Origin of the sequence: Psychrobacter glacincola (assembly GCF_904846215.1) — a bacterium.
GTDB classification, from domain to species: domain Bacteria; phylum Pseudomonadota; class Gammaproteobacteria; order Pseudomonadales; family Moraxellaceae; genus Psychrobacter; species Psychrobacter glacincola.
The window spans coordinates 55,427-78,533 of record NZ_CAJGZK010000011.1; the positions used below are offsets into that span (position 1 = coordinate 55,427).

General features: G+C 42.9%; 21 protein-coding genes. 9 read left to right on the plus strand and 12 right to left on the minus strand.

Annotated features, from left to right (window positions below; all coding sequences use genetic code 11):
* Window positions 1-31: 31 nt before the first annotated feature.
* From nth to JMW90_RS08070, 4 genes are all read left to right on the plus strand, one after another.
* Window positions 32-727: an endonuclease III gene (nth, locus tag JMW90_RS08055; protein WP_201563010.1), complete on the plus strand. Its 696-nt coding sequence runs from the start codon at window positions 32-34 to the stop codon at window positions 725-727.
* 552 nt (window positions 728-1,279) lie between these two features.
* Window positions 1,280-2,446 (plus strand): methionine adenosyltransferase, encoded by a 1,167-nt coding sequence (metK, locus tag JMW90_RS08060; RefSeq protein WP_201563012.1) that lies wholly within the window; start codon window positions 1,280-1,282, stop codon window positions 2,444-2,446.
* 96 nt (window positions 2,447-2,542) lie between these two features.
* On the plus strand, window positions 2,543-2,899 hold the full coding sequence (locus tag JMW90_RS08065; protein ID WP_201563014.1) for a DUF3144 domain-containing protein: 357 nt from the start codon (window positions 2,543-2,545) through the stop codon (window positions 2,897-2,899).
* Between the two features lie 219 nt (window positions 2,900-3,118).
* Window positions 3,119-3,487, plus strand: a complete 369-nt coding sequence (locus tag JMW90_RS08070) for a hypothetical protein (protein ID WP_201563016.1) — start codon at window positions 3,119-3,121, stop codon at window positions 3,485-3,487.
* A gap of 282 nt (window positions 3,488-3,769) precedes the next feature.
* Here the strand turns inward: JMW90_RS08070 and JMW90_RS08075 are convergent, their stop codons facing one another.
* Window positions 3,770-5,425 (minus strand): BCCT family transporter, encoded by a 1,656-nt coding sequence (locus JMW90_RS08075; RefSeq protein WP_201563018.1) that lies wholly within the window; start codon window positions 5,423-5,425, stop codon window positions 3,770-3,772.
* Between the two features lie 281 nt (window positions 5,426-5,706).
* Here JMW90_RS08075 and JMW90_RS08080 point away from each other — a divergent pair, with 281 nt between their 5' ends.
* Both JMW90_RS08080 and JMW90_RS08085 read left to right on the plus strand, forming a co-directional pair.
* A complete protein-coding gene (locus tag JMW90_RS08080; protein WP_201563020.1) occupies window positions 5,707-6,018 on the plus strand; it encodes a transposase in 312 nt (103 codons plus the stop codon).
* A complete protein-coding gene (locus JMW90_RS08085) occupies window positions 6,018-6,890 on the plus strand; it encodes an IS3 family transposase (protein ID WP_227691905.1) in 873 nt (290 codons plus the stop codon). The genes JMW90_RS08080 and JMW90_RS08085 overlap by 1 nt, the downstream gene beginning before the upstream one ends.
* On the opposite strand, the gene JMW90_RS08090 is transcribed toward JMW90_RS08085, so the two are convergent.
* The 11 genes from JMW90_RS08090 to JMW90_RS08140 all read right to left on the minus strand — a co-directional run bounded on the left by JMW90_RS08090 (window position 6,879) and on the right by JMW90_RS08140 (window position 19,696).
* Entirely contained in the window at window positions 6,879-7,346 is a 468-nt protein-coding gene (locus JMW90_RS08090) for an IS630 family transposase (RefSeq protein WP_227691903.1), read from the minus strand. The genes JMW90_RS08085 and JMW90_RS08090 overlap by 12 nt on opposite strands.
* Window positions 7,347-7,362: 16 nt before the next feature.
* Window positions 7,363-7,686, minus strand: a complete 324-nt coding sequence (locus tag JMW90_RS08095) for an IS630 transposase-related protein (protein ID WP_201563024.1) — start codon at window positions 7,684-7,686, stop codon at window positions 7,363-7,365.
* A gap of 198 nt (window positions 7,687-7,884) precedes the next feature.
* Entirely contained in the window at window positions 7,885-9,108 is a 1,224-nt protein-coding gene (locus JMW90_RS08100) for a PQQ-dependent sugar dehydrogenase (RefSeq protein WP_379607893.1), read from the minus strand.
* A 192-nt stretch (window positions 9,109-9,300) separates the two neighbouring features.
* Window positions 9,301-11,898, minus strand: coding sequence for an ATP-dependent chaperone ClpB (gene clpB / locus JMW90_RS08105; protein WP_201563028.1), 2,598 nt, complete (start codon window positions 11,896-11,898; stop codon window positions 9,301-9,303).
* 717 nt (window positions 11,899-12,615) lie between these two features.
* Window positions 12,616-13,395: an SDR family NAD(P)-dependent oxidoreductase gene (locus tag JMW90_RS08110; protein WP_201563030.1), complete on the minus strand. Its 780-nt coding sequence runs from the start codon at window positions 13,393-13,395 to the stop codon at window positions 12,616-12,618.
* A gap of 112 nt (window positions 13,396-13,507) precedes the next feature.
* On the minus strand, window positions 13,508-15,244 hold the full coding sequence (locus tag JMW90_RS08115) for an AMP-binding protein (protein WP_201563032.1): 1,737 nt from the start codon (window positions 15,242-15,244) through the stop codon (window positions 13,508-13,510).
* A 203-nt stretch (window positions 15,245-15,447) separates the two neighbouring features.
* Window positions 15,448-16,581: a DNA topoisomerase IB gene (locus JMW90_RS08120; protein WP_201563034.1), complete on the minus strand. Its 1,134-nt coding sequence runs from the start codon at window positions 16,579-16,581 to the stop codon at window positions 15,448-15,450.
* A gap of 219 nt (window positions 16,582-16,800) precedes the next feature.
* Window positions 16,801-17,085 (minus strand): pyrimidine/purine nucleoside phosphorylase, encoded by a 285-nt coding sequence (gene ppnP, locus JMW90_RS08125; RefSeq protein WP_201563036.1) that lies wholly within the window; start codon window positions 17,083-17,085, stop codon window positions 16,801-16,803.
* 56 nt (window positions 17,086-17,141) lie between these two features.
* Window positions 17,142-18,237 (minus strand): peptide chain release factor 2 gene (prfB, locus tag JMW90_RS08130; protein ID WP_201563038.1). Its coding sequence is split into 2 segments (ribosomal slippage): window positions 17,142-18,164 and window positions 18,166-18,237, totalling 1,095 coding nucleotides; the frame shifts between segments, so codons are not numbered across the junction.
* 128 nt (window positions 18,238-18,365) lie between these two features.
* Complete coding sequence (locus JMW90_RS08135) at window positions 18,366-19,073, minus strand: HAD family hydrolase (protein WP_201563040.1); 708 nt, start codon at window positions 19,071-19,073, stop codon at window positions 18,366-18,368.
* An 86-nt stretch (window positions 19,074-19,159) separates the two neighbouring features.
* Window positions 19,160-19,696 (minus strand): gamma carbonic anhydrase family protein, encoded by a 537-nt coding sequence (locus tag JMW90_RS08140; protein ID WP_201563043.1) that lies wholly within the window; start codon window positions 19,694-19,696, stop codon window positions 19,160-19,162.
* A gap of 231 nt (window positions 19,697-19,927) precedes the next feature.
* On the opposite strand from JMW90_RS08140, the gene JMW90_RS08145 reads away from it, so the two are divergent.
* The 3 genes from JMW90_RS08145 to JMW90_RS08155 all read left to right on the plus strand — a co-directional run bounded on the left by JMW90_RS08145 (window position 19,928) and on the right by JMW90_RS08155 (window position 23,076).
* A complete protein-coding gene (locus tag JMW90_RS08145) occupies window positions 19,928-20,497 on the plus strand; it encodes a phosphatase PAP2 family protein (RefSeq protein WP_201563045.1) in 570 nt (189 codons plus the stop codon).
* Between the two features lie 384 nt (window positions 20,498-20,881).
* Entirely contained in the window at window positions 20,882-22,114 is a 1,233-nt protein-coding gene (carA, locus tag JMW90_RS08150; RefSeq protein ID WP_201563047.1) for a glutamine-hydrolyzing carbamoyl-phosphate synthase small subunit, read from the plus strand.
* A gap of 2 nt (window positions 22,115-22,116) precedes the next feature.
* On the plus strand, window positions 22,117-23,076 hold the full coding sequence (locus JMW90_RS08155; RefSeq protein ID WP_201563049.1) for a restriction endonuclease: 960 nt from the start codon (window positions 22,117-22,119) through the stop codon (window positions 23,074-23,076).
* Window positions 23,077-23,107 lie beyond the last annotated feature (31 nt).

The following is a 23,107-nucleotide window of genomic DNA, read 5'->3' on the forward strand; positions in this document are numbered from 1 at the left end:
AATAATAGCGAATAACGATAGCAAAAACACTATGAGTAAAACCGTCAAACACAAAACTGCTGATACCCCACCATCGAGGCGCATGCCCAATCGTGACGTACGTCCGTTTTTTGAAAAGTTGGCAGCGACGATTGACGAGCCAGTTACTGAGCTAAACTATGGCAGCAATTTTGAGCTGCTCATCGCAGTGATTTTATCGGCACAGGCAACCGATGTGAGCGTCAATATTGCCACTCGCAAGTTATATCCGTTGGCGAACACGCCTGAGTCCATTTTGGCATTGGGTGAAGAAGGACTTAAAGCGTATATTAAAAATATTGGCTTATTTAATGCAAAAGCCAAAAACGTGATTAAAACCTGCCATGATTTGATTGAAAAATTTGATAGTACCGTCCCTGACAATCGCAAAGACTTGGAATCGCTGGCTGGTGTTGGGCGCAAGACCGCAAACGTGGTCTTAAATACCGCCTTTGGACAGCCAACCATGGCAGTCGATACTCATATTTTTCGCGTTGGTAATCGGACAGGGCTTGCGACTGGCAAGAACGTATTAATCGTTGAGCAAAAACTGGTCGAGCGTATTCCAGATGACTTTATCGTTGATGCGCATCACTATCTGATTTTGCATGGGCGCTATACTTGTCAAGCACGCACGCCAAAATGCGGCGCCTGTCCTGTCTATGACGAATGTATGTTTAAGGATAAAGCGGCGTTTTTAGAAGTATAAATAAACTTTATAATGAAGGCTTTAATGAATCTATTGTTTGTTTGCAGCAAAAATCAATGGCGTAGTCCAACTGCTGAAAGAATCTACCAAGACCCTCCTAATTTAAATGTTTGGTCAGATTGATTCAGACTTATCAGCTCGTAAACTGATAAATTCGATAGATATTCATTGGTCAGACATCATATTTGTGATGGAAGATAAGCATAAAAGTTATATCACTGACCATTTTCGCGACCAAATTAATAATAAAAGGCTGATTGTTCTAGACATTCCTGACGAATACCAATATATGGATGACGAATTAATTAAATGGTTAACAGAATCAGTAAACGCTTATTTGCTTCAATATATGAGATAAAACCATAATACGCCTCATTCTTTTTGGCCAGTTGCTACCCAGTATCTCTTCATTAATATCAACAGCTAGAGTTTTACCTCAATTCACGTTAAAATGTCATAATTTTTTGATTCAATTTTGCCCCTTATTTTCCGTTAACATTTAATAATGACTGAGTTTATAGATTACAGTCCTTGCAACTAAGCGATCCTATTATGCGCGAATATAACTTATTTACCTCAGAATCTGTGAGCGAAGGTCATCCTGATAAAATGGCTGACCAAATCTCAGATGCCATCCTTGATGCTATTTTGCGTGAAGACATTCATGCGCGTGTGGCGTGTGAGACACTAGTCAAAACTGGCGCCGTCGTATTGGCTGGTGAAATCACAACGACCGCCAATATCGATTTTGAACGTATCGTTCGTGATACGGTCAACGGTATCGGCTATCATCATTCAGACTTAGGGTTTGATGGCGAGACTTGCGCTGTGATTAATATGCTTGGCAAGCAATCTCCTGAGATTGCTCAAGGTGTCGATCGCAGCGACCCTGAAGAGCAAGGTGCAGGCGACCAAGGCTTAATGTTTGGTTATGCCAGTAATGAGACTGAAGTATTAATGCCCGCGCCCATCGAATATGCTCACCGTCTCATGCAGCGCCAGTCAGAGCTGCGCCGTGCTGGCGAGCTACCATGGTTACGTCCAGATGCGAAAGCACAAGTGACTCTAAAATATGATGGCAATCGTCCTATTGCCATTGATGCGGTGGTGCTATCAACTCAGCACGATCCAAGCATCTCACAAGCAGACCTGCAAGAAGCAATAATGGAATCTATTATTAAGCAAGTATTACCAGCGGATCTATTGCATGCTGGTACGCGCTATCATATCAATCCAACGGGTAAGTTCGTCATTGGTGGTCCAGTCGGTGATGCCGGTCTTACTGGTCGTAAGATTATCGTTGATACTTATGGCGGCATGGCGCGTCATGGCGGCGGTGCATTTAGTGGTAAAGACCCCTCAAAAGTAGATCGTAGTGCTGCTTACGCAGTACGTTATGTCGCCAAAAATCTGGTTGCCGCCGGTATTGCAGATCGCTGTGAAGTACAAGTGAGCTATGCCATTGGCGTTGCTGAACCGACTTCTATTTCGATTAACACTTTTGGTACTAACAAAATCAGTAACGATGAAATCATTCGCCTGATTCGTACGCATTTTGACCTACGCCCGTATGGTATCACTCGTATGCTGAATTTGTTGCAGCCGATGTATCAGCAAACGGCCAGTTTTGGACACTTTGGTCGCCAAGGTTCTGAGACCGCCTTTACGTGGGAAAAAACAGACAAAGCTGACATTTTGAAAGCGGATGCTGGTTTATAGAATTTTTACTGAAACCCTTTTTGTGCCTATTATCTTATCCAGTTATTAGACTGCTGTGATACATTTAAATTTACCAACCATTATTAGGAGTCGCTTATGTCTCAAGAGAACGCTCAAAACAGTGAAATTGATGCAAGTCTTGAAATCACCCCTGAAATGCAATCATTTTATCAACGTGCCGATGCTATTATTGGCGTAGCAAACAGTCAACTGGGTCCTGAGGCTCATTCAGGTCAAGTAGGTGCGTCTTTATTGTACGCCGCCGCACGTTATAGCGCTTCAGTTGCTTCTATTGGCTTTGTGAAAGGCGATGATTTTGCTAAAGAAAAAGACGATATCGTCGAGTTCTATGTCAAGCAATATCGCCAAATGCTAAGCGATAATTTGACTGATTATGCACAAAATTTTGATAAATATGTAGACCTGAATCAGGAAGGTAAAAACGCTGAATAGCAGCTATTTTTGACCTATAAAAAACACTGTAAAACCCAAGTTTTAATATAAGACTTGGGTTTTTTATTGACGTTGATTCACTGAGTAGATGGTAGATGACTTTTTATAAATAGGCTACTATTGGCTTTAGGTCACTCGATGATCGATAGAGTTGAAAAGATTGAAACCAATGATCGATAATAGAAATTTATCGGATTACAACTATAAGGAGATATTATTATGTACAACATTTTAATAAAATCATGGCTTTTTTTACTCAAACAACCATTGCTCAAATCACTCCTATTGGGACTACCATTAACCATGGCTTTGGCGAGCTGTAGTAATATGGTCAACGTTCCGGCTCCCAACACTACGCCTATTCAAACAGAGCATGCCACCGCTACTAAAAATCAAAAAACGGATGCTGATATTTTTACTCAGTGTGCGCCTAGTAGCTCAGACAAAACGATGTGTACCATGCAATATGATCCTGTCTGCGTCAAAGTCAAAACACCAACAGGATTTAGCACCCAAACGGCAGGCAATGCCTGTTCCGCCTGTAATGTCACCGGAGCAGTCAGCTATACAAAAGGCGAATGTTCATAGATATAATACGATTAAATATTTCTTAGATTAACACACCAAATGCAACTAAAAAGTCCCAGCTTAATCATAAGCTGGGACTTTTTAATTTTATGCTATAGTCAAAATACTCTAAAAACGCTACGGTACTGCTGGTACAAATTTTTTGCAGCCTCTGTCTGCATGGGCACAGCAAGCAAGAAAAATTGATACTAGCAGTACATCATGTGTCGATATTACTTTTCACTGACTATAATAGTATGTGATTTTTTATAGTGAATTGATTATGCTTCACTTTTATACAATCTAATCATCAGGTTTTGCAAGATCAGGTGGACCCGTTAACAAATCCTCATCGCGGAATTCATTAGCTGAATTGTGTTCAGCCGACTCTTCCGTGATAAACCACTGCTGCTGGCGATACAAGATTAAGCGATCTCGACTTAACCCTCGCAATAATGAATACATCATAATTAATATAACAATGGCAAAGGGAAATCCTGACACGATAGACGCTGCCTGTAGCGCACCCAAACCACCTGCCGCTAACAATACCGCAGCAATCACACCTTCGGTTCCTGCCCAAAATAAACGCTGAATCTTCGGCGGATTGGTATCACCACCTGAAGTCAGCATGTCAATGACGAAGCTGGCTGAATCTGACGAGGTGACAAACCAAAGGACAATCATCACGACAATCAACAGGTTAAGCGCGGAAGTCAATGGATAAGATTCCATCAGCTTAAAGATGGCACTACCTGTATCCGCTTGCACCGCTTCAATAAGACCAGGGCTTACAATATTAGGATCAATCGCTGCCATCAATTCCATATGCACTGCCGAGCCGCCAAACGCGGTGAACCATAAGAATAAAATGGTAATAGGAATTAATAACACGCCTAATATAAACTCACGAATGGTACGACCACGGCTAATACGGGCGACAAACACACCAACGAATGGCGACCAGCTGATCCACCATGCCCAATAAAACACCGTCCAAGATGACTGCCAATTTTCTTGACCTTCATAAGACTCTGTCCATAGACCTAAAGGTATCACTTGATGTAGATAATTACCGATATTTTCAAAGAAACTGTTAAAGATAAACTGCGTAGGACCTAAAATAATAACAAAGCTTAATAAGATAACCGTAAAAAAAATATTAATATCGCTTAAGCGCTTAATACCTTTATCAAGCCCCATAAATAGCGACAGTCCGGCCAGTACAGTAATGAAAGCAATCAGTATAATCTGTACTGTAGTATTATTTGGAATACCAAACAGCGTCTCAAGACCTGAATTGATCTGTAACACGCCAAGACCCAAGGTCGTCACTACGCCAAACATCGTACCGAATACCGCCAACGTATCGACCGTATGCCCCATAGGACCATATATTTTTTTGCCAATTAAAGGATATAGCGTAGAACGAATCGCTAATGGCAAGCCTACACGATAGTGAAAATAAGCCAATGCTAAAGCCACAATACCGTAGATTGCCCAAACGTGTAGACCATAATGCAAGAATGAGATATTCATCGCTTGCTTGGCAGCGGCAATGGTTTCAGGTTCACCAAGCGGCGGTGCCATGAAGTGATACAAAGGCTCTGCTGTGCCCCAATAAACCAGACCAATACCGATACCCGCCGAAAACAACATCCCTATCCAAGAAACAAGGCTATATTGCGGACGTTCTGTTTGTTTGCCCAAGCGAATATCGCCGTAACGACTCATGGCTAGATAGATACAAAAAACGAGCGCCATATTGACCAAAACGATGAACAGCCAACCGAACTTATCGGTAATAAAATCTTGTAAAAAACTAAAAACCGCACCTGCCGCTTCCGTAAAAAAAGCGCCAAAAATAATAAATCCGACAATCAACAACGCCGAGGTTATAAATACAGGTTTACTGACCCGTGGAAACGGACCCAATCGACCTACTTTTACTTCGTCCATGTGCTAAGCTCACAATATAAGGAACGCCACCTTAACAAAATAACCTTTGATTATCAAATAATTACAAAATAAAGCCCTATAGAAACACCCTGTTTGCCTTAATGACATCTATTGTTAAAACAATCTAAAAATTTGATATATAGTCAACGAACTTAAAAACTGTCACATAGCCAGAGGAAATAAAAGAACAAAGTATCAATACAATCTAGACGCCATGTAGTGGCATAATTAAATTGGACCATGTTTAAGAGGTTATACTAACCCAAAAGAAGGAACATAGTATGACCAGCAAACGCAGAGAATATACTCGAGAATTTAAGTTAGAAGCCATCAGTTTAGTTATTGATCACAAGCGCAAAATAGCAGAAGTAGCAGAGTCTTTAGGGATTGGGGCATCAACCCTAGACAACTGGGTTCGCAAGTATCGTAAAGAGCAGCAAGGCATTGCACCAGCTACTGGTTTAGCACTTACCGATGAGCAAAGAGAGCTCCAAGAGCTACGCAAGCAGGTCAAGCGACTGACTATGGAGCGCGACATCTTAAAAAAGGCTTCCGCTCTGCTAGCCTTGGACAGCCTGAACGGCTATCGCTGATTAAGACTCTAGCAGAGCAAGACAAACGACTGAGCAAGCGTAAGCTATGTAACCTGTTTGGTGTGGTCAGAAGCAGCTATTACTATGGCATACAAGCTAAGCCCATTGATATAGAGCGCGTCAAACTCAAAGCATTGATACGTCAGATATTCAATGACTCCAAGCAATCAGCTGGGGCTCGAACCATTGCCGCTATCTTATGGAATGAGCATAACATCAGGCTAACGCGTTACTTAACAGGTAGTCTTATGAAGAGTATGGGACTCAAGAGCCGTCAGACAAAGACGCATAAGTACAAGCACGCTGACGAGGCGCATAAAACCCATGACAATATCTTAGATCGCAACTTTACTCCAGATGCGCCTAATCAAGTCTGGACAGGGGATGTGACCTATGTCCGTATTAAAGGCGGCTGGTGTTACCTAGCGGTGGTGTTAGATTTGTTTGCACGGCGCGTGGTGGGCTTTAGTGTCTCAGACTCACCTAATAGTACTTTGACCGCTAAAGCACTACAGATGGCGTATCAGACGAGACTCAAACCCAGTGGCGTCTTGTTTCACTCAGATCAAGGCACGCATTACACCAGTAAAGCGTTCGCTGAGTCAGTCACAGATTGCACAGGTATGGTTCAAAGTATGAGCCGAAAGGGTAATTGTTGGGACAATGCTCCCACTGAACGCTTCTTTAGAAGCTTTAAGACGGAGTGGATGCCAAAGGGCGGTTACGAGGATATTGCTGAAGCTAAAAGCGCCATTAGTAGTTATATCTGGGGCTATTATCAAACCGTGAGACCGCATACTTTCAACAATTATTTAACACCGATAGAAACAGAGAAACGTTACTTTAATAAAAACCTCTTATCAGGTGTCTAAAATTAGTTGACCACTACACCACTCTTTACGTTTGCGTTTAACCCAAGCCCAGACTTGCTCAATAGGGTTTAAATCTGGGCTATAAGGTGGAAGCCATAAAATGGTATGTTCTGCATCTTCGATAAGCGCTTGTATGTCTTGTCTTTTATGGAAAGTAGCATTATCCATAACAATAACACTGTTCTCAGGAAGGTTAGGCAAGAGTAACTGACTTACCCAACTATGAAAAACATCACTGTTGACGCTACAATCATAAAGTCCAACAGCAAATAATTGATTGTTATAAATTGCCCCTATAGCATTAGTCTGGTTCTTTAACTGCCAATTATACTCACCAAAGCATTTTTGTCCTTTGTTAGAGTAACCGTGAGGCCTGTTATCATGAGATTTAAAGCCACTTTCATCTAAGAATATAATGGGTCTATTATTTTTCTCAAACTGGTGCAATTGCTCCACAAACAGGCATCTTAGTTCAGCGTCCGCCTTGGGATGGTTTAATGTCTTTTTTTTGGGTAATACCAAGACGCTTTAATGCTTTAGATATACCTCTATCGCTACAGTTGAAACGTCTGGCGCGCTCATAGTGATAGTCATCAGGATGTAATTCAACGTCTGCTATGAGTGTTTTATTATCTATTTTGGTTGGTTTAAACTGACGCTCTACACCATCAATGTTTTTACACCAGATTTGTATGGTGCTGGTGCTTATTTGATACTCCAGAGCAAGTTGACGATAGGTGTGACCGTCTTCTAGTTTCTTTAGTATCATTTCTCGGTAATCTTTTGAATATGCCATAATGGTTATTGTATCGGATTTATTGTTCGTTGGCTATATAAATACTAATAAATCAAAATCATGAATTAATAATGCATAGAAATAGATTTTTCCACTCATTATATTAGAGTGTACAAACCACAAAAAGCGCTGGATTTATGGCAAAAATCGCAACGCCTTAGGTATAAACTTATGAATTAATTTTTAACAGTAATATCATCATTTAGGTAATAATTGCAGCAGCTTACCAGCATCGCCATCTTCTAATAACAATACCTCACCATCCACTGCCAATACACTACGGATACGCTCCTCCATATCATAGCGATAACGCTCAGTAGCTGTATTGTCTTCATCAAAATTAACGACTATCAGTGCTTTGGAGGATAAGCCGCTGATAAGTGCATTTCCTTGCCACGCTGGAAAATCAGCATGTGTACCAGTCGAATACATACTGATTGATGACGGTGATATCACTGGTGTCCATGTGATTTTCGGTGCTTCAAACTCAGGACGCGTACTGTGATCAGGGATATCCACACCAGAATAATTGCGACCATTTGATACCAGAGGCCAGCCGTAATTCTTACCTTTTTTAATCAAATTGAACTCATCGCCACCACGTGGACCCATTTCATGCGCCCACAACTGCCCTTTACTATCGAATACCATCCCGAGCACATTGCGATGTCCTATGCTCCAAAACTGCGCAGCGATGTCATTATTATCCGCAAATGGATTGTCCATTGGCATGGAGCCGTCAGCATTTAACCGTATTATTTTGCCCAAATTGACAGTCATGTCTTGAGCAGGGGTTTTTTCTTGACGCTCGCCTGAGCTAATATACAAATATTGCCCATCAGGAGAAAACAATAAACGATGACTGTAATGCCCTTGCCCGTCTATCTTTGGTGTCTGCTGCCAAATGGGAGTAATCGACTGTAAGTTTGGCGCACCAGTAAGCAAACCCGAAAGCTTAGCTTTAATAACTTTTGCACCAAATTTATTACTATCAGCACCTGTTCCCGCCTCAACGTAGCTGATATAGACATGATTGGAAGTCGCAAAATTTGGTGCAAGAACAATATCGCCAAGACCGCCTTGGCCGCCATAAGCCACTCTAGGCACGCCAGCGACGGCTGTCTTAGCGCCAGTCGCCGTATCAACGATAAACAACTCACCTGTCTTTTGTGTTACAAGTAGTCTTAATGGTTTATTATCAACCTTTGGTAGTGCAGTCATTGCCCATGGCTCATCAAAGGTGGCAATGGCTTTTGTAGTAAAGACAGGTTTGTCCGTACTTGCAACATCTACTGCTGAGGTTTCAGCATCTTCATATTCTGCCAGATCGGCATTGGTATCAGTTGTAGATTGATTGGAACAAGCAGAAGTACTAAACAGCAATGCTGTGATAATTATCGGTAACGTTAATGGCGCGCTTATATGCCGCCTACTTATGATTGTCATTCTGTCATCTCCATAACTTTTATACGTATATTATTAGAGCTTAGATTATTTATAACATAATAAAAACATTGAAACATTGAAACATTGAAAAAATAATAGAGCGCAAAACAAAAACCCCTTACCGGCTATTGCAAATAAGGGGTTTGAATTAACACACTATAATTAAAATTAACTCATTCTAAGCTTATTAAACGTCAGCTTATCATCCGCGCCGACATCGATTTTGATGATATCACCAGCGACAAAATCACCAGCCAGCAGCTTCAATGACAATGGGTTTTCAATCTCTTGCTGGATAGCACGCTTAAGTGGGCGCGCGCCATAAACAGGATCATAACCAACCGCAACCAGCTTGTTCATCGCATCTGCTGATAACTCGATATCCAGCTCACGCTCATACAAACGCTGACGCAAGCGGTTTAGCTGAATCGCAGCAATACCCGCCATCTGTGACATACCTAGCGGATGGAATACCACGATCTCATCGATACGGTTGACAAACTCTGGACGGAAATGCTGTCCAACCGAATCCATCACCTCAGCTTTGATGTCCTCGTAGCTCTCGCCGACCATTTCTTGGATTTTGTGCGAGCCCAAGTTACTGGTCATAATGATGACGGTGTTTTTAAAATCGACCACGCGACCTTGAGAATCTGTCAAACGACCATCGTCCAACACTTGTAGCAAGATATTAAACACATCAGGGTGCGCTTTTTCAACTTCATCAAACAAAATCACACTATAAGGCTTACGGCGTACCGCTTCCGTTAACGCGCCGCCTTCTTCATAGCCTACATACCCCGGAGGCGCACCCACCAAACGACTGACGCTGTGTTTCTCCATATACTCACTCATATCAATACGAACAATCGCATCTTCACTATCAAATAAGAAGTTCGCTAATGATTTGGTCAGCTCAGTTTTACCGACACCCGTAGGTCCTAAGAACAAGAATGAACCTGAAGGGCGGTTGGGGTCAGATAAGCCAGCACGACTACGGCGTACGGCATTGGCCACCGCTTCGACCGCCTCATCTTGACCAATGACGCGCTCATGGAGTTTTTCTTCCATCGCCAGCATCTTGTCACGCTCGCCTTGCATCATTTTACTGACCGGAATACCTGTTGCAGCTGCCACTACTTCTGCAATCTCATTGTCCGTGACTTTGTTACGCAGCAGTTTTACGCCACTATTTTCACCAGTCTGCTCTTTTTGCTCCGCCAAGTCTGACTCATGGATACGGCGCTCTAACTGCGGTATCGTCTCATACTGCAGCTTACTCATGGTCTCATAATCGCCTTCGCGACTGGCTTTATCATAAGCAATACGCGCTTTATCTAACTCGTCTTTTAGCTGTTGACTGCCTTTGACCAAAGCTTTTTCTGCTTGCCAAATCTCATTGAGATCAGCGTATTCTTTCTCTAACTCTTCTATTTGAGCATCAAGTACTTTACGCTCTGCTTGCGCGCCCACATCTTCTTCATTTTTGAGCACTTCGCGCTGCATTTTTAGCTGAATCAGACGGCTATCGAGCTTACCTAATGATTCAGGTTTGCTGTCCATCTCCATCCGTAAACGACTCGCGGCTTCATCAATCAAGTCAATGGCTTTGTCCGGTAACTTGCGATCGGTGATATAACGATGGCTCATCCGCGCAGCCGCAATAATCGCGCTGTCTTGAATATCGACCCCATGATGTAGCTCATAGCGCTCTTTTAGACCACGCAATATCGCAATGGTGTCTTCGACCGTCGGTTCATCAACCAATACTTTTTGGAAACGACGCTCAAGTGCCGCATCTTTTTCGATATATTTACGATACTCATCTAAAGTGGTCGCACCGACGCAGTGCAACTCACCACGTGCAAGCGCTGGTTTTAGCATATTACCAGCGTCCATCGCGCCATCTGCCTTACCTGCCCCAACTAGCGTATGTAGCTCATCGATAAATAAGATAACATTACCTTCTTGTTTCGATAGGTCGCTAAGTACCGCTTTGAGACGCTCTTCAAACTCACCGCGAAATTTTGCACCTGCAATCAAAGCACCTAAGTCCAACGACAGCACTTCTTTACGACGTAAACCTTCTGGTACATCCCCATTGATAATTTTTTGCGCCAAGCCTTCGACAATTGCCGTTTTACCAACACCCGGCTCACCGATGAGCACTGGGTTGTTTTTAGTCCGACGTGACAACACTTGAATGGTACGGCGAATCTCTTCGTCACGACCAATCACCGGATCAAGCTTACCAAGCTCCGCTTGCTCAGTTAAATTAATGGTATATTTATTAAGGGCATCACGCTGATCTTCTGCATTTTGATTGTTTACCGTATCATCACCGCGCAACTGCTCAATCACCGCTTTTAATGCATTGGCTGTAACGCCCGAACTTTCAAATATCTTTTTGGTATCGCCTTGCTCAGCCAGTGCCAACATCACCCATTCAGTCGCAATAAAATCATCGCCTTCTTTTTGCGCTTGGCGATCTGCCAAGTTCAAAATTTTGACTGAATTTGGATTTAGATTGACGTCACCCGTTGGCTCTGAAATCGTTGCTTGATTGTCGAGCGCTTTTGCCACGCCATTTTTGAGCGCAGGAATAGACGCGCCCGCTTGCTGACAGATGGACAGATTAGACTCATCTTGTAGCAATACCGCAAGCAGATGCACCGGATCAATACCGGTATGGTCACGCCCTAATGCTAGACTTTGCGCTTCTTGAATCGCAGATTGCAGTTTTTGAGTAAACTTCTCAAATCTCATAGTAGTATCCTTTTATCATTCATATATATTATCACGCAGCAAACTTATGCTGTTTGCTTGCCTTCGTCTGCCTTTATATATGCGGTATATAGAGGAAAATTTCAACCTATTCAGCATTAAAACCTTATTAAGAACAATGATATTAATAACTTGAGATTTAGTCGCGACATCGAACTAATATTCAGCATCTAATGAATTCAATTTTAGAAAAAATGCGTCTGCGGATATGGCTCACATAAGATTTTTATGCCACGATTTCAATAGCGGTGCCAACCTTGACCACCGCTATAATTGCATCGCTCTCATCATCAGTAACGGCAATACAACCATCGGTCCAATCGCGTCATTGATTGAAAGATGCCAAATGACCAAAGTCATTTTTTGACCATGAATCATAATATCACCGCCGGCATTAACACCCGTCTTTTTGGCACAGGCTTTACCTGTAGTAGTACGATAGCTTACGTGAATAGAGCGACAAAATTCGGATTTTTTATTCTTATAATCGAGGGCATAAGAGCCTAATGGGGTACGCTTGTCACCTTGCTGCCGCTTATGGCAGATAAGATTGCAAGCGCAATATAAAATCGCATGGCATTGCTTTTTACCATTGATAAATAGAACTGTCTTTTATAAGATAGCAAAAAACCATGCCAAGCGTTGTGCGAGTTATAGGAATAATACTTAAAGCTACGATATGAAATCTTTAATACCCCATTACACCATACGAATCGCGCCATCTAAACGAATCACTTCACCATTAAGATAGGCATTATCAATGATGTGCATGACCAATTTGGCAAACTCATTTGGATTGCCCAAACGCTTAGGATAAGGAACCGCCGCCTCTAACTGCTTATGCGCTTTTTCAGGCAGACTTTGCATCATGGGCGTTGCAAACACACCAGGCGCGATAGTCATAACACGGATACCATGACGAGTCAGCTCACGTGCGAGCGGCAACATCATGCCAACGACTCCAGCTTTAGAGGAGGCATAACTTGCTTGTCCGACTTGCCCATCAAAAGCGGCGATAGAAGCCGTATTGATGATAATCCCGTTATCAGCATTGACTTCGGCGGGTGTACTAGCAGCCACGCGCTTAGCCATACTCGCTGCCACCAAACGTGCCACGTTAAAAGAGCCGACAAGGTTGATAGTAACGCCGCGGCTAAAAGCATCAAGATCTGCCGGATTATTATCACGATCTAACAGCTTTTGTACCACAGCGATACCAGCACAGTTAATGGATCCTTGCAGACCACCGAATGCCTCTTCTGCCATATCAACAGCTGCTTGAACCTCATCGCCACTGGTCACATCACAGCGCACAAAGCGAGCATTGTCGCCAAGCTCATCGACCAGTGCTTGTCCTACTGACTCATTAAGGTCGGCGACGACAACCTTACCGCCTTGAGCCACGATAGCACGCACTACTGACTCACCCAAACCTGACGCACCGCCCGTCACCAAAAAGCTGTGTTTTTCAATTTGCATAATTTTTCCTCTCAAAGGGTATATTGGTATCTGTTTTAATAGTCAATTGACACTTTATTGTTGCCTAGATGATTGCTTAGATGACTACTTAGATGACTATTTAGATGATTACTTAAACCGCAGATAAACTACGCAGTAAAAAGCGCTGAATCTTACCACTTGGGGTCTTGGGTAAGGCTGCCACAAACTCAACCTCACGCGGATAGGCATGGGTCGAAAGACGTCTGCGGACTAAGTCTTGAATCTCCTTAGCAATTTTTTCCGTCCCTTCGATACCATCTTTTAATACCACATAAGATTTAATCATATGACCACGCACCTCATCTGGCACACCGACAGAAGCAGACTCTGCGACTGCCTCATGCTCAAGTACCGTGTTTTCGATATCGGTTGGTCCAACGCGGTAACCTGCCGTGATAATAATATCATCATCACGTCCTGAGAACCAATAGCTGCCATCGCTGTGACGCTCAACCACATCACCGGTTAGGTAATAATCGTCCACGAATGCGTCTTTTTCATTCCAACTATAGCCACGGAAATAAAACGCTGGCGATTGACTGACCACCACTGCCAGTTGTCCTTGCTCGCCATCAGCGAGTACCTTCATATCATCATCTAATACGACGAGTGTATGTCCCGGTAGCGCCATACCCATCGAGCCGACTGGACATTCATGATCTAAAGCATGGTGCTCGCAACACGTCATTCCCGTCTCGGTCTGCCCATACTGATCACAAACCTTGCAGTTTAAATAGGTTTCAACCCAACTGACCACTTCGGTATTTAAAGTCTCGCCTGCTGAATTGGCACAGCGCAGTGATAGTTTAGCCTCATTATCATTACTATTGTCATTGTGAGCACTTTCAAACACGCCACTCGATTTCATCATACGAAAAGCGGTCGGTGAGGACGCCAAATTGCTAATCTTATGGCGTACCATAAAGTCGCGAGTATTGGCAGCGTCAAAGCTGGACTCATTAAAATACGTCGTAACACCCATCAATAGAGGTCCGGTAATCGCATAATATAGCCCGTACGCCCAGCCTGGATCGGCCATATTCCAATAGTTGTCATCCGCACGCAAGTCAATCGCATAACGCATATACAGATAAAAAGCTGAGAGCGCGCTTAGTGGCACACTAACGCCTTTTGCCTTACCAACCGTACCTGAGGTAAACATCTGCAAAAATGGTGCATCGGTATTCAGTAATACTGGTGGCACTTTTTGTGAATGAGCGGTTTGTGGCTGCGTCGATATCTGGTCAGCATAGTTATCATCACCCCAGCTTTGCGCATCTACTTTGCTACCAACCAATACCATTTTGGTTTGCTTGGCCAAATTTTCAAACTTGCCACGATTTTCTTGATTGGTAAAAACGACTTTAGTATTGGCTTTGTCTATCCGATACTGAATCGAATCATAACCAAAGGCGGTAAACAGCGGTTGATATACTGCCCCAATCCGCCAAGTGGCTAATACAATCGTGAGTAGCTCAGGGCTGCGCGGTAGCATAGTCGCCACTTGGTCGCCTACTTGTACGCCATAGGACTGTAGTAAATGAGCGACTTGTGCACTTGCTTTGTCCAGCTCAGCAAAGCTCATGCGCGTCACATTGCCCGCCGTATCTTCATGTACCAGTGCAATATTATCACCGCGACCATCACGTACATGACGACCGCAACACGCCATATACGCGTTTAGTCGATCATCCAACTGCTCTCCAAATATTTCTGTCAGTAATGCGCTCATATCAAAATTATGATAATAATCACTGTAGCTCGTTATTGTATTGACGGTATTTGCTGCAGTTTCTGTAGATGAAGTGTTTTGAGAGGAGGTATTCATACGCTAATCCTTTAGCAATCGAGAGTCACTGACAAAATCAGGAATTTAGAAATAATAAAATAAATCGGAAAACAGTCATATTCTCTCAACTGTTTCAACCTATTAAATGGCATAGACTCTATTAGTAACGCATTTTTATACTTATTTCAATACATAACGTATCATTTTTAATATCTAATAAAAATAATCTCCTCAGCAAATATTTACTGTAGCGCGCTCAAAAACCCAAGCAACGCTTTCTCCTCGCAGCTTTGATGCCGTTTGGTACCTCCACGGCGCGCTTGTTTGTAAGGCTCAAAAAACTGCCCTGCTAAAAAATGCTCGATAATAATAGGATTGATATAAGAGGCTCGGCAAACTGTTGGTGTATTGCCCAGTTCATCAGCGACGCTTTTTACCATATCAGTCACCAGCTGTTGGCGCTCTTTACTGTCGGGTGCACTGGCTAAAATCGCTTTGCCAGACTTAGTTTGCAGCTCATCATAAAGGTAGCTTGCTGCCAACACACTTGCCATCCAAGTACGAAAATCTTTTGCACTGTATAAATTGCCGCTATAACTTTCATTGTTACACGTATTACCACAGGTATGCGTACGCAGATAATCATTGATATCCGCACTATCAACCACTTGCTTATGACCCTCTTCATCTAAGTATTTAAATACATGATAACCGGGTAGCTCAGAGCACGCTTGGATAATGTCGATTAAGCGCTCATCTTGCAGCTCTATATGATGCTCCTTGGCACTTTTACCAACAAAATCAAATGCCAGTCCCGTATCCGTTTCTCTCACGTGCTTGCTACGTAACGTGCTCAAACCATAACTTTTATTGAGTTTGGCATAGCGGCTGTTACCAATACGAATCAATGTCGTTTCTAATAGTTTGATCACAGCGGCTAAGACATTAGCGCGCGATAAGGGCGGCGCTTCTAAATCTTTCTCCACTTGCGCACGCAGATTGGGCAACGCTCTAGCAAAACCTATCATGGCGTTAAATTTAGCCTGATCTCGCACGCGATTCCACTCTGCATGATAGAGATATTGTTTGCGCGCTTTGTCATCACGCCCTGTCGATTGCAGATGCCCCTTGTCATCGTGGCATATCCAAACCTCCGACCACATCGGCGGTATGACCAAAGCATCAAAACGTTGACGCAAGGCTTTGTCTTTCACCGTCTTGCCAGCCGCATCTCGATAACTAAAGCCACGACCCGAACGCCGACGTCCATATCCAGGTTCAGTGTCGCTGACATAACGCAAATTTGCGAGGCTCGCCAAGTGCTCATAATCATGGCGTATGTCTTGCGTATTGATTGATTGATTTGACTTCGCCATAAAAAATACTCATCTGATATTATCGTTGTTTTAGCATAATCAACTGCCATTATCATTGCTGTGTATTTGCCATGGACAATGTGTAATCCTGTGTAAAATAAAACCGATAAAAGGCTTGTGGATTTTAGCTACTTATAATCTGTTCAATGTAAAAAACAAAAAAACGCCAAGCATTTAATACTTGGCGTTTTTATCATTCATATTAATCTAAGCAAAAAACTATTCACCATAAGTGCATAGATAGGCTGTTTCAACAGCTACTTTTACTTGGAATTTTTGATTGGCGTCAACCGTAAATTGCTCGCCAGCATTAAAAGTCTGCCAGTCATCACTCTCTGGTAGCTTGACCGTCAGAGCACCACTAACAACACTCATGGTTTCAAATTCGCTGGTGCCAAATTCATAGTCACCAATCTCCATTACCCCAACCGTAGCAGGCTTGGTTGCCGTTTGAAAGGCAATAGAAGTCACTTTATCATCAAAATAATTGTTAACGCTTGGCATAATTTTCCTTAATAAAAGGTTAATGTATATTTTATAACTGTCTTAATAGTCTGGCTTTACAGACCCGCTTTTAGGCTTGCTTCGATGAATTGATCGAGGTCGCCATCGAGCACTGCACCCGTATTAAAGGTTTCAACGCCCGTGCGCAAGTCTTTGATACGTGAGTCATCAAGTACATAGGAGCGAATTTGACTGCCCCAACCGACATCCGACTTACCATCTTCAACTGCTTGCTGAGATTCCATACGTTTCTGCATCTCAAGCTCATATAGCTTAGCACGTAGCATCTTCATTGCCGTGGCTTTATTGCCATGCTGACTGCGCTCGTTCTGACACGTCACCACTACGCCACTTGGCTCATGAGTGATACGCACCGCAGAGTCAGTCGTGTTTACGTGCTGACCACCTGCGCCCGATGAGCGATAAGTATCAATACGCAGATCCGCTGGATTGATATCGATCTCGATATTATCATCAATCTCAGGCGATACAAATACGGCAGCAAATGAGGTATGACGACCGTTATTACTGTCAAAAGGCGATTTACGGACTAAGCGATGTACACCAATCTCAGTTCGTAGCCAACCAAAAGCATAATCGCCTTTGATCTCAATGGTTGCCGACTTGATACCAGCGACACCGCCAGCAGATATCTCAATAACGTCCACTTTAAAGCCATGCGCCTCGCTCCAGCGCGTATACATACGCAGCAGCATTTCTGCCCAATCTTGTGCCTCTGTACCGCCACTGCCTGATTGGATGTCCAAATAGCAATTGTTTGGATCCATTTCACCACTAAACATGCGGCGGAACTCTAAATCGGCCACACGTTTTTCAGCATTGTCTAATTCGGCTTGCACATCGGCAAGTAATGACTCATCATCTTCCTCTACTGCAAGCTCAAGCATCGCTTGAGCATCTTCCAAGGTGGTCTCTAAAGACACCACCACATCAATTACCCCATCAAGCTGACTTTTTTCTTTATTAATCTTGGTCGCGCGCTCTGGATCATTCCATAGATCGGGATTTTCCAGCTCTAAATTGACTTCTTCTAAGCGTTCTTGCTTACCATCGAAGTCAAAGATACCTCCGAAGGTCCTGCCCACGCTCAGATAAGTCTTTAATACGTTCTTGATACGGATTGATTTCCATAAGTGTTCCTGTGTGTTTTAGACTATTATTCTTAAAAAATAACGGTGGCGCTATTTTAAATGAGATTTGTGCAAAATGTTTGGCTAATTCTCGTTACTATATTAGCAACTATGTTAGCAACCACTTTATCAAATTGACCAATCTTCAACCGCCCAGCGATGTGCCAATGCATGCGCATGTAGCGCATCATCAGGTGATACACAAATCGCCACATCCGCCCATTCAAGCAGCGGAAGATCATTTTTGGAGTCAGAATAGGCATAAGTCTTGTCAAAATGAATGCCAGCCAGTTGCTGCTTGCCAATCCATTTATCCAAATGATAAATCTTGCCTTCTTTAAAGTTTGGCTTATCGGTTAATTTGCCAGTATAACGCTCATCTTTTATTTCAAGTGGCGTCGATAACACATTGCCATCTTCAATCCCAAAGCGCTTAGCAATTGCCGAAACCACAAAATCATTGGTCGCCGAAATAATCACCACATCGTGACCTTGCTCAATATGTTGACACAATACTTCCATCGCTTTTGGACGGATATGCGGCTCAATCTCACTTTTAATATAGTCTTCTCGCAGCTCATGCAATCTATCCATCGGTAGGCTGCTTAAAAACTGCGCCACAAATTCGTTGTATGCCGTGGCATCAAGCGTGCCTTCGATATAGTCGTTATAGAATTTTTGGTTGGCAGTGCGATACTCGGCTTCGTCGACAAGATTATGCTTGACGATATATTCGCCCCATAAGTAGTCGCTATCGACATCGAGCAAAGTATGGTCTAAATCAAACAGTGCTAACGTGCGTGAGACAGTCTGGCTGACAATGCTTGGCGTACTCATAATAAAATACTCATTAATGACAATTGGTAATAATTAATAGTAATCGGTCGTTAGTAACTGTTGATTAGTGATTGTTAATTAGCAACTTATTCTGGTTGCTCAATCTCTCTAAGACCCGTTTTAAACTTCTGACAACGATCGCTATAATGTAGCGCCGACAGTTTTATCATCGCTGCCTGCTCATCAGTCAAGGTTTTGACCACTTTTGCAGGAGCGCCCATAACGAGAGAGTTATCTGGAATCTCTTTGCCTTCAGTGACCAGCGCTTTTGCACCGATAATGCAGTTTTTGCCGATTTTGACATTATTCAGGATGACCGCACCAATCCCGATCAAGCTATTATCACCCACCTCACAGCCATGCAGCATCGCTAAATGACCAATGGTGACATGATTACCGATTTTTACCTCGATACCAGCATCAGTATGAATAACGCTGTTTTCTTGCACGTTAGTATAGTCACCGATATGGATACGCTCGTTGTCACCGCGAATCACTGCCCCAAACCAGACGCTTGCCTGATGACCCAAATACACGTCACCAATGACACGTGCGGAGTCTGCAACCCAACCATTAAAGGGTACAGCGAAAGTAGGGGTTTTGTCTAAATATTGATAAATCATAATCTATCCTTGGTCTTTATTTTTTATAAAAGCATATCTTTATTACCATATAAAATCGGTATCTTCATGCATAGCTGCTGTATGGGTCGCCAAACTGTTTAAATAGCTGGCACCAATACTGGTTATAATATGAGCCTATAAAATGCGTAAGAGTGCAATGTGACAGCAAGTATTTGTAGTACAATGCTGTTTCTCTTCATCCGCCTTCAAACCGTCTTTAGGATTGCCGCAATGATCAGCAAAAACGCTTCCGCTATCATTTTATTACCAAGTAGTTTTTTATTATCGAGCAGCTTGCTTGTCGCCATGCCAGCTCATGCCAGTAGTAGCGATAATATCGACAAGGCGGGTGACATTCTATCTTTCGCCATACCAGCAGTTGCTTACGGTAGCACTTATTATATGGATGATAAAGAGGGACGAGAGCAATTTTATTATTCATTTGCAACCAATGTTGCAGCCACCTATGCTCTAAAGTCTGTGATTGATAAAGAACGCCCTGACGGCAGCGATGATGATTCTTATCCATCAGGTCATACCTCAAGAGCCTTTCAAGGTGCCAGCTTTATTCATAAACGCTATGGACTCAAATATAGTGTTCCTGCCTATATTGGCGCAGGGTTTGTGGCTTATAGCCGTGTGGAAGCCGATGAGCATGATGCTGTCGATGTATTGGCGGGCGCAGCTTTAGGTGTGGCAAGCAGTATGTATCTGACAAAAAGCTATCAAGATGACCAGCTGCATATCGCCACCAACTTATCGCCAGATTATTATGGCTTATCGGTACATTATAATTTTTGAGCGATAAAATTTATGGCTCATGGCTTTTAATTTTCACTGCTGACCACTTATCATTTATGGTGCATAATTGAGAGACACTTAAACTATCTAAAGGTTATTCACCATACTTATCCTTAAGGTGCTAGCCCTTAACGCAAAACTCTAGTATAATGCGCAAAATCTGTGCCAAAGCGAGCGGACATGATGTAAGTTACTTATTCACCACCTAGTGAATCCTGTACCTTTTCATCTATGATGTCTTCTCGCTTTTTTGTGGAAAAATTTTGGCGCTGTCTCTTTTATTATGGTTATTTAGCCGCAGTTAAATAGCAATAATCAAAAAAGCAGCGCTTTATTTTAACCAAAAACTGGCACAGCACTCACCAATAACAGCGGAGGCAACCCTTGAATTCATCGACAGAAATACAAGCAATTTTGGCACTAGCGGACGGTACGATTTTTCGTGGTATTAGTATCGGCAGCCTTGGTCATCGTGTCGGTGAGGTGGTTTTCAATACAGCCATGACAGGGTATCAAGAAATTCTAACCGACCCAAGCTACGCGCGTCAGCTCGTGACCCTCACCTACCCGCATATCGGCAATACCGGCACCAACGCTGAAGATGTTGAGTCTGGTAATGGTCACCAAATCTGGGCAGATGGTCTTATCATCCGTGATGCCACTATGGTGACCTCAAACTTCCGCAACTCTCAATCACTGAGTGATTATCTACAGAGCCACGATACTGTCGCCATCGCTGATATCGATACCCGCCAATTGACCCGCCTGCTACGTGATAAAGGCGCGCAAAACGGTTGTATCATGACTGCCTCTGACGGTGAGACGATTAGCAAGGATGACGAGCAACAAGCGATTAAACTGGCGCAAGAATTTGCCGGTATTGAAGGCATGGACTTGGCAAAAGAATGCTGTACACCGACGACGTTTGAATGGACAGCTGGTAGCTGGGATTTATCAGATACTCTACTAAACCGTGATATCTCGCGTAGCCATGATAGCGGTACGGGCGGCTTCTTTAAGCATCTGGGTACGCACATCGAAGCAAAATACAATGTGGTCGCCTATGACTTCGGTAGCAAAACCAATATCCTACGTATGCTAGTAGACCGTGGTTGTCATGTGACGGTCGTACCAGCACAAACGCCTATCGCAGACGTGCTCGCGATGAATCCAGATGGTATCTTCTTATCAAACGGCCCTGGTGACCCTGCTGCCTGTGATTATGCTATCGATGCGGTACGCCATATCATTGAAGAAACCAACATTCCAACCTTTGGTATCTGCCTAGGTCATCAGCTGATTGGTCTTGCCAGTGGCGCAAAGACTATCAAAATGAAAACGGGACATCATGGTGCCAATCATCCGGTACAGGACTTAGCGACTGGTACGGTCATGATTACCAGTCAAAACCATGGTTTTGCGGTCGATGAAAATACTTTGCCAGATAATGTTAAGTCTACTCATCGCTCATTGTTTGATGGCACTAACCAAGGGATTGAGCTGACTAATAAGCCTGTCTTTAGCTTCCAAGGTCACCCAGAAGCCAGCCCTGGCCCGCATGATGCTGCGCCACTGTTTGATAAGTTTGCGGAGATGATGGAAAAGGCAAAAAAATAAAGATGACCATTCCACATTTTGATGACTTAAGAAAACCTATATTAATGCTTTCAAGCGACAGTGAAGTATGGAAGAAATCAGAGTTTACTGAACCTTTGATAAAGCATTTTAATCTTACGGATGAAGAAGCGTCAAAGGAATATGAATCAGGCAATGGACTTATTTTCGTTGATAGAATTTCTTGGGCATTGAGTTATTTTGCCCTTACAGGAATACTAGACAGACCTAAAAGGGGTTACTACGTTCTTAGCTCATTAGGGAAATCTTTTTTAGATAAAACTAATGAAGAAATCAACGTTTTCGTCAAGCAAAAAATGGCAGAGAGACAAGCAGAAAAGTCAAGCGTAACTGATTTAGGTGAAAATATTCGAAAAAACGATATTAATCAGAGTACCAACACACCACAGGAACAGCTTTATGCGTCTTACGAAACCATTCGCCAAGAAACCTATGACGAGATACTAGATACCATTTTAACCAAAACACCTATGGCTTTTGAGCGTCTGGTTGTTGAGTTATTGCAAAAAATGGGTTATGGCGGTGCCGTTGAAAAGGCAGGACGAATAACGCAGTATACTAAAGACGGTGGTATCGATGGTGAAATCTATGAAGATGTATTGGGGTTAGGAAGAATACATATTCAGGCAAAACGCTATCAAAAAAGCAATACTATTGGTCGTCCTGATATTCAAAGTTTTGCTGGTGCTTTATTGGGTGACAATGCAAACAAAGGTGTTTTTATTACCACCTCGAAATTTTCCACTGATGCCACCGCTTACGCTCAAAATCTATCAAATGCGAGAATTGTTTTAATAGATGGTCAAAAACTGGCTGAATATATTTACAAGTACGGATTGGGTGTGCAGGTTGAACAAACTATTAGCATAAAGAAACTTGATACCGATTATTGGGATAACATACCTGATGACGTCAGTTCAACTATGTCAAACCTTCCTATATAGCTTTGTATTAAATTCATAACATATAAATTTA

Excerpts from the sequence above, each read along its gene's own strand:
- nth (WP_201563010.1), top strand. The coding sequence starts at position 32 with ATGAGTAAAACCGTCAAACACAAAACTGCTGATACCCCACCATCGAGG.
- metK (WP_201563012.1), top strand. The coding sequence starts at position 1,280 with ATGCGCGAATATAACTTATTTACCTCAGAATCTGTGAGCGAAGGTCAT.
- JMW90_RS08065 (WP_201563014.1), top strand. The coding sequence starts at position 2,543 with ATGTCTCAAGAGAACGCTCAAAACAGTGAAATTGATGCAAGTCTTGAA.
- JMW90_RS08070 (WP_201563016.1), top strand. The coding sequence starts at position 3,119 with ATGTACAACATTTTAATAAAATCATGGCTTTTTTTACTCAAACAACCA.
- JMW90_RS08075 (WP_201563018.1), bottom strand. The coding sequence starts at position 5,425 with ATGGACGAAGTAAAAGTAGGTCGATTGGGTCCGTTTCCACGGGTCAGT.
- JMW90_RS08080 (WP_201563020.1), top strand. The coding sequence starts at position 5,707 with ATGACCAGCAAACGCAGAGAATATACTCGAGAATTTAAGTTAGAAGCC.
- JMW90_RS08095 (WP_201563024.1), bottom strand. The coding sequence starts at position 7,686 with ATGGCATATTCAAAAGATTACCGAGAAATGATACTAAAGAAACTAGAA.
- clpB (WP_201563028.1), bottom strand. The coding sequence starts at position 11,898 with ATGAGATTTGAGAAGTTTACTCAAAAACTGCAATCTGCGATTCAAGAA.
- JMW90_RS08110 (WP_201563030.1), bottom strand. The coding sequence starts at position 13,395 with ATGCAAATTGAAAAACACAGCTTTTTGGTGACGGGCGGTGCGTCAGGT.
- JMW90_RS08115 (WP_201563032.1), bottom strand. The coding sequence starts at position 15,244 with ATGAATACCTCCTCTCAAAACACTTCATCTACAGAAACTGCAGCAAAT.
- JMW90_RS08120 (WP_201563034.1), bottom strand. The coding sequence starts at position 16,581 with ATGGCGAAGTCAAATCAATCAATCAATACGCAAGACATACGCCATGAT.
- ppnP (WP_201563036.1), bottom strand. The coding sequence starts at position 17,085 with ATGCCAAGCGTTAACAATTATTTTGATGATAAAGTGACTTCTATTGCC.
- JMW90_RS08135 (WP_201563040.1), bottom strand. The coding sequence starts at position 19,073 with ATGAGTACGCCAAGCATTGTCAGCCAGACTGTCTCACGCACGTTAGCA.
- JMW90_RS08140 (WP_201563043.1), bottom strand. The coding sequence starts at position 19,696 with ATGATTTATCAATATTTAGACAAAACCCCTACTTTCGCTGTACCCTTT.
- JMW90_RS08145 (WP_201563045.1), top strand. The coding sequence starts at position 19,928 with ATGATCAGCAAAAACGCTTCCGCTATCATTTTATTACCAAGTAGTTTT.
- JMW90_RS08155 (WP_201563049.1), top strand. The coding sequence starts at position 22,117 with ATGACCATTCCACATTTTGATGACTTAAGAAAACCTATATTAATGCTT.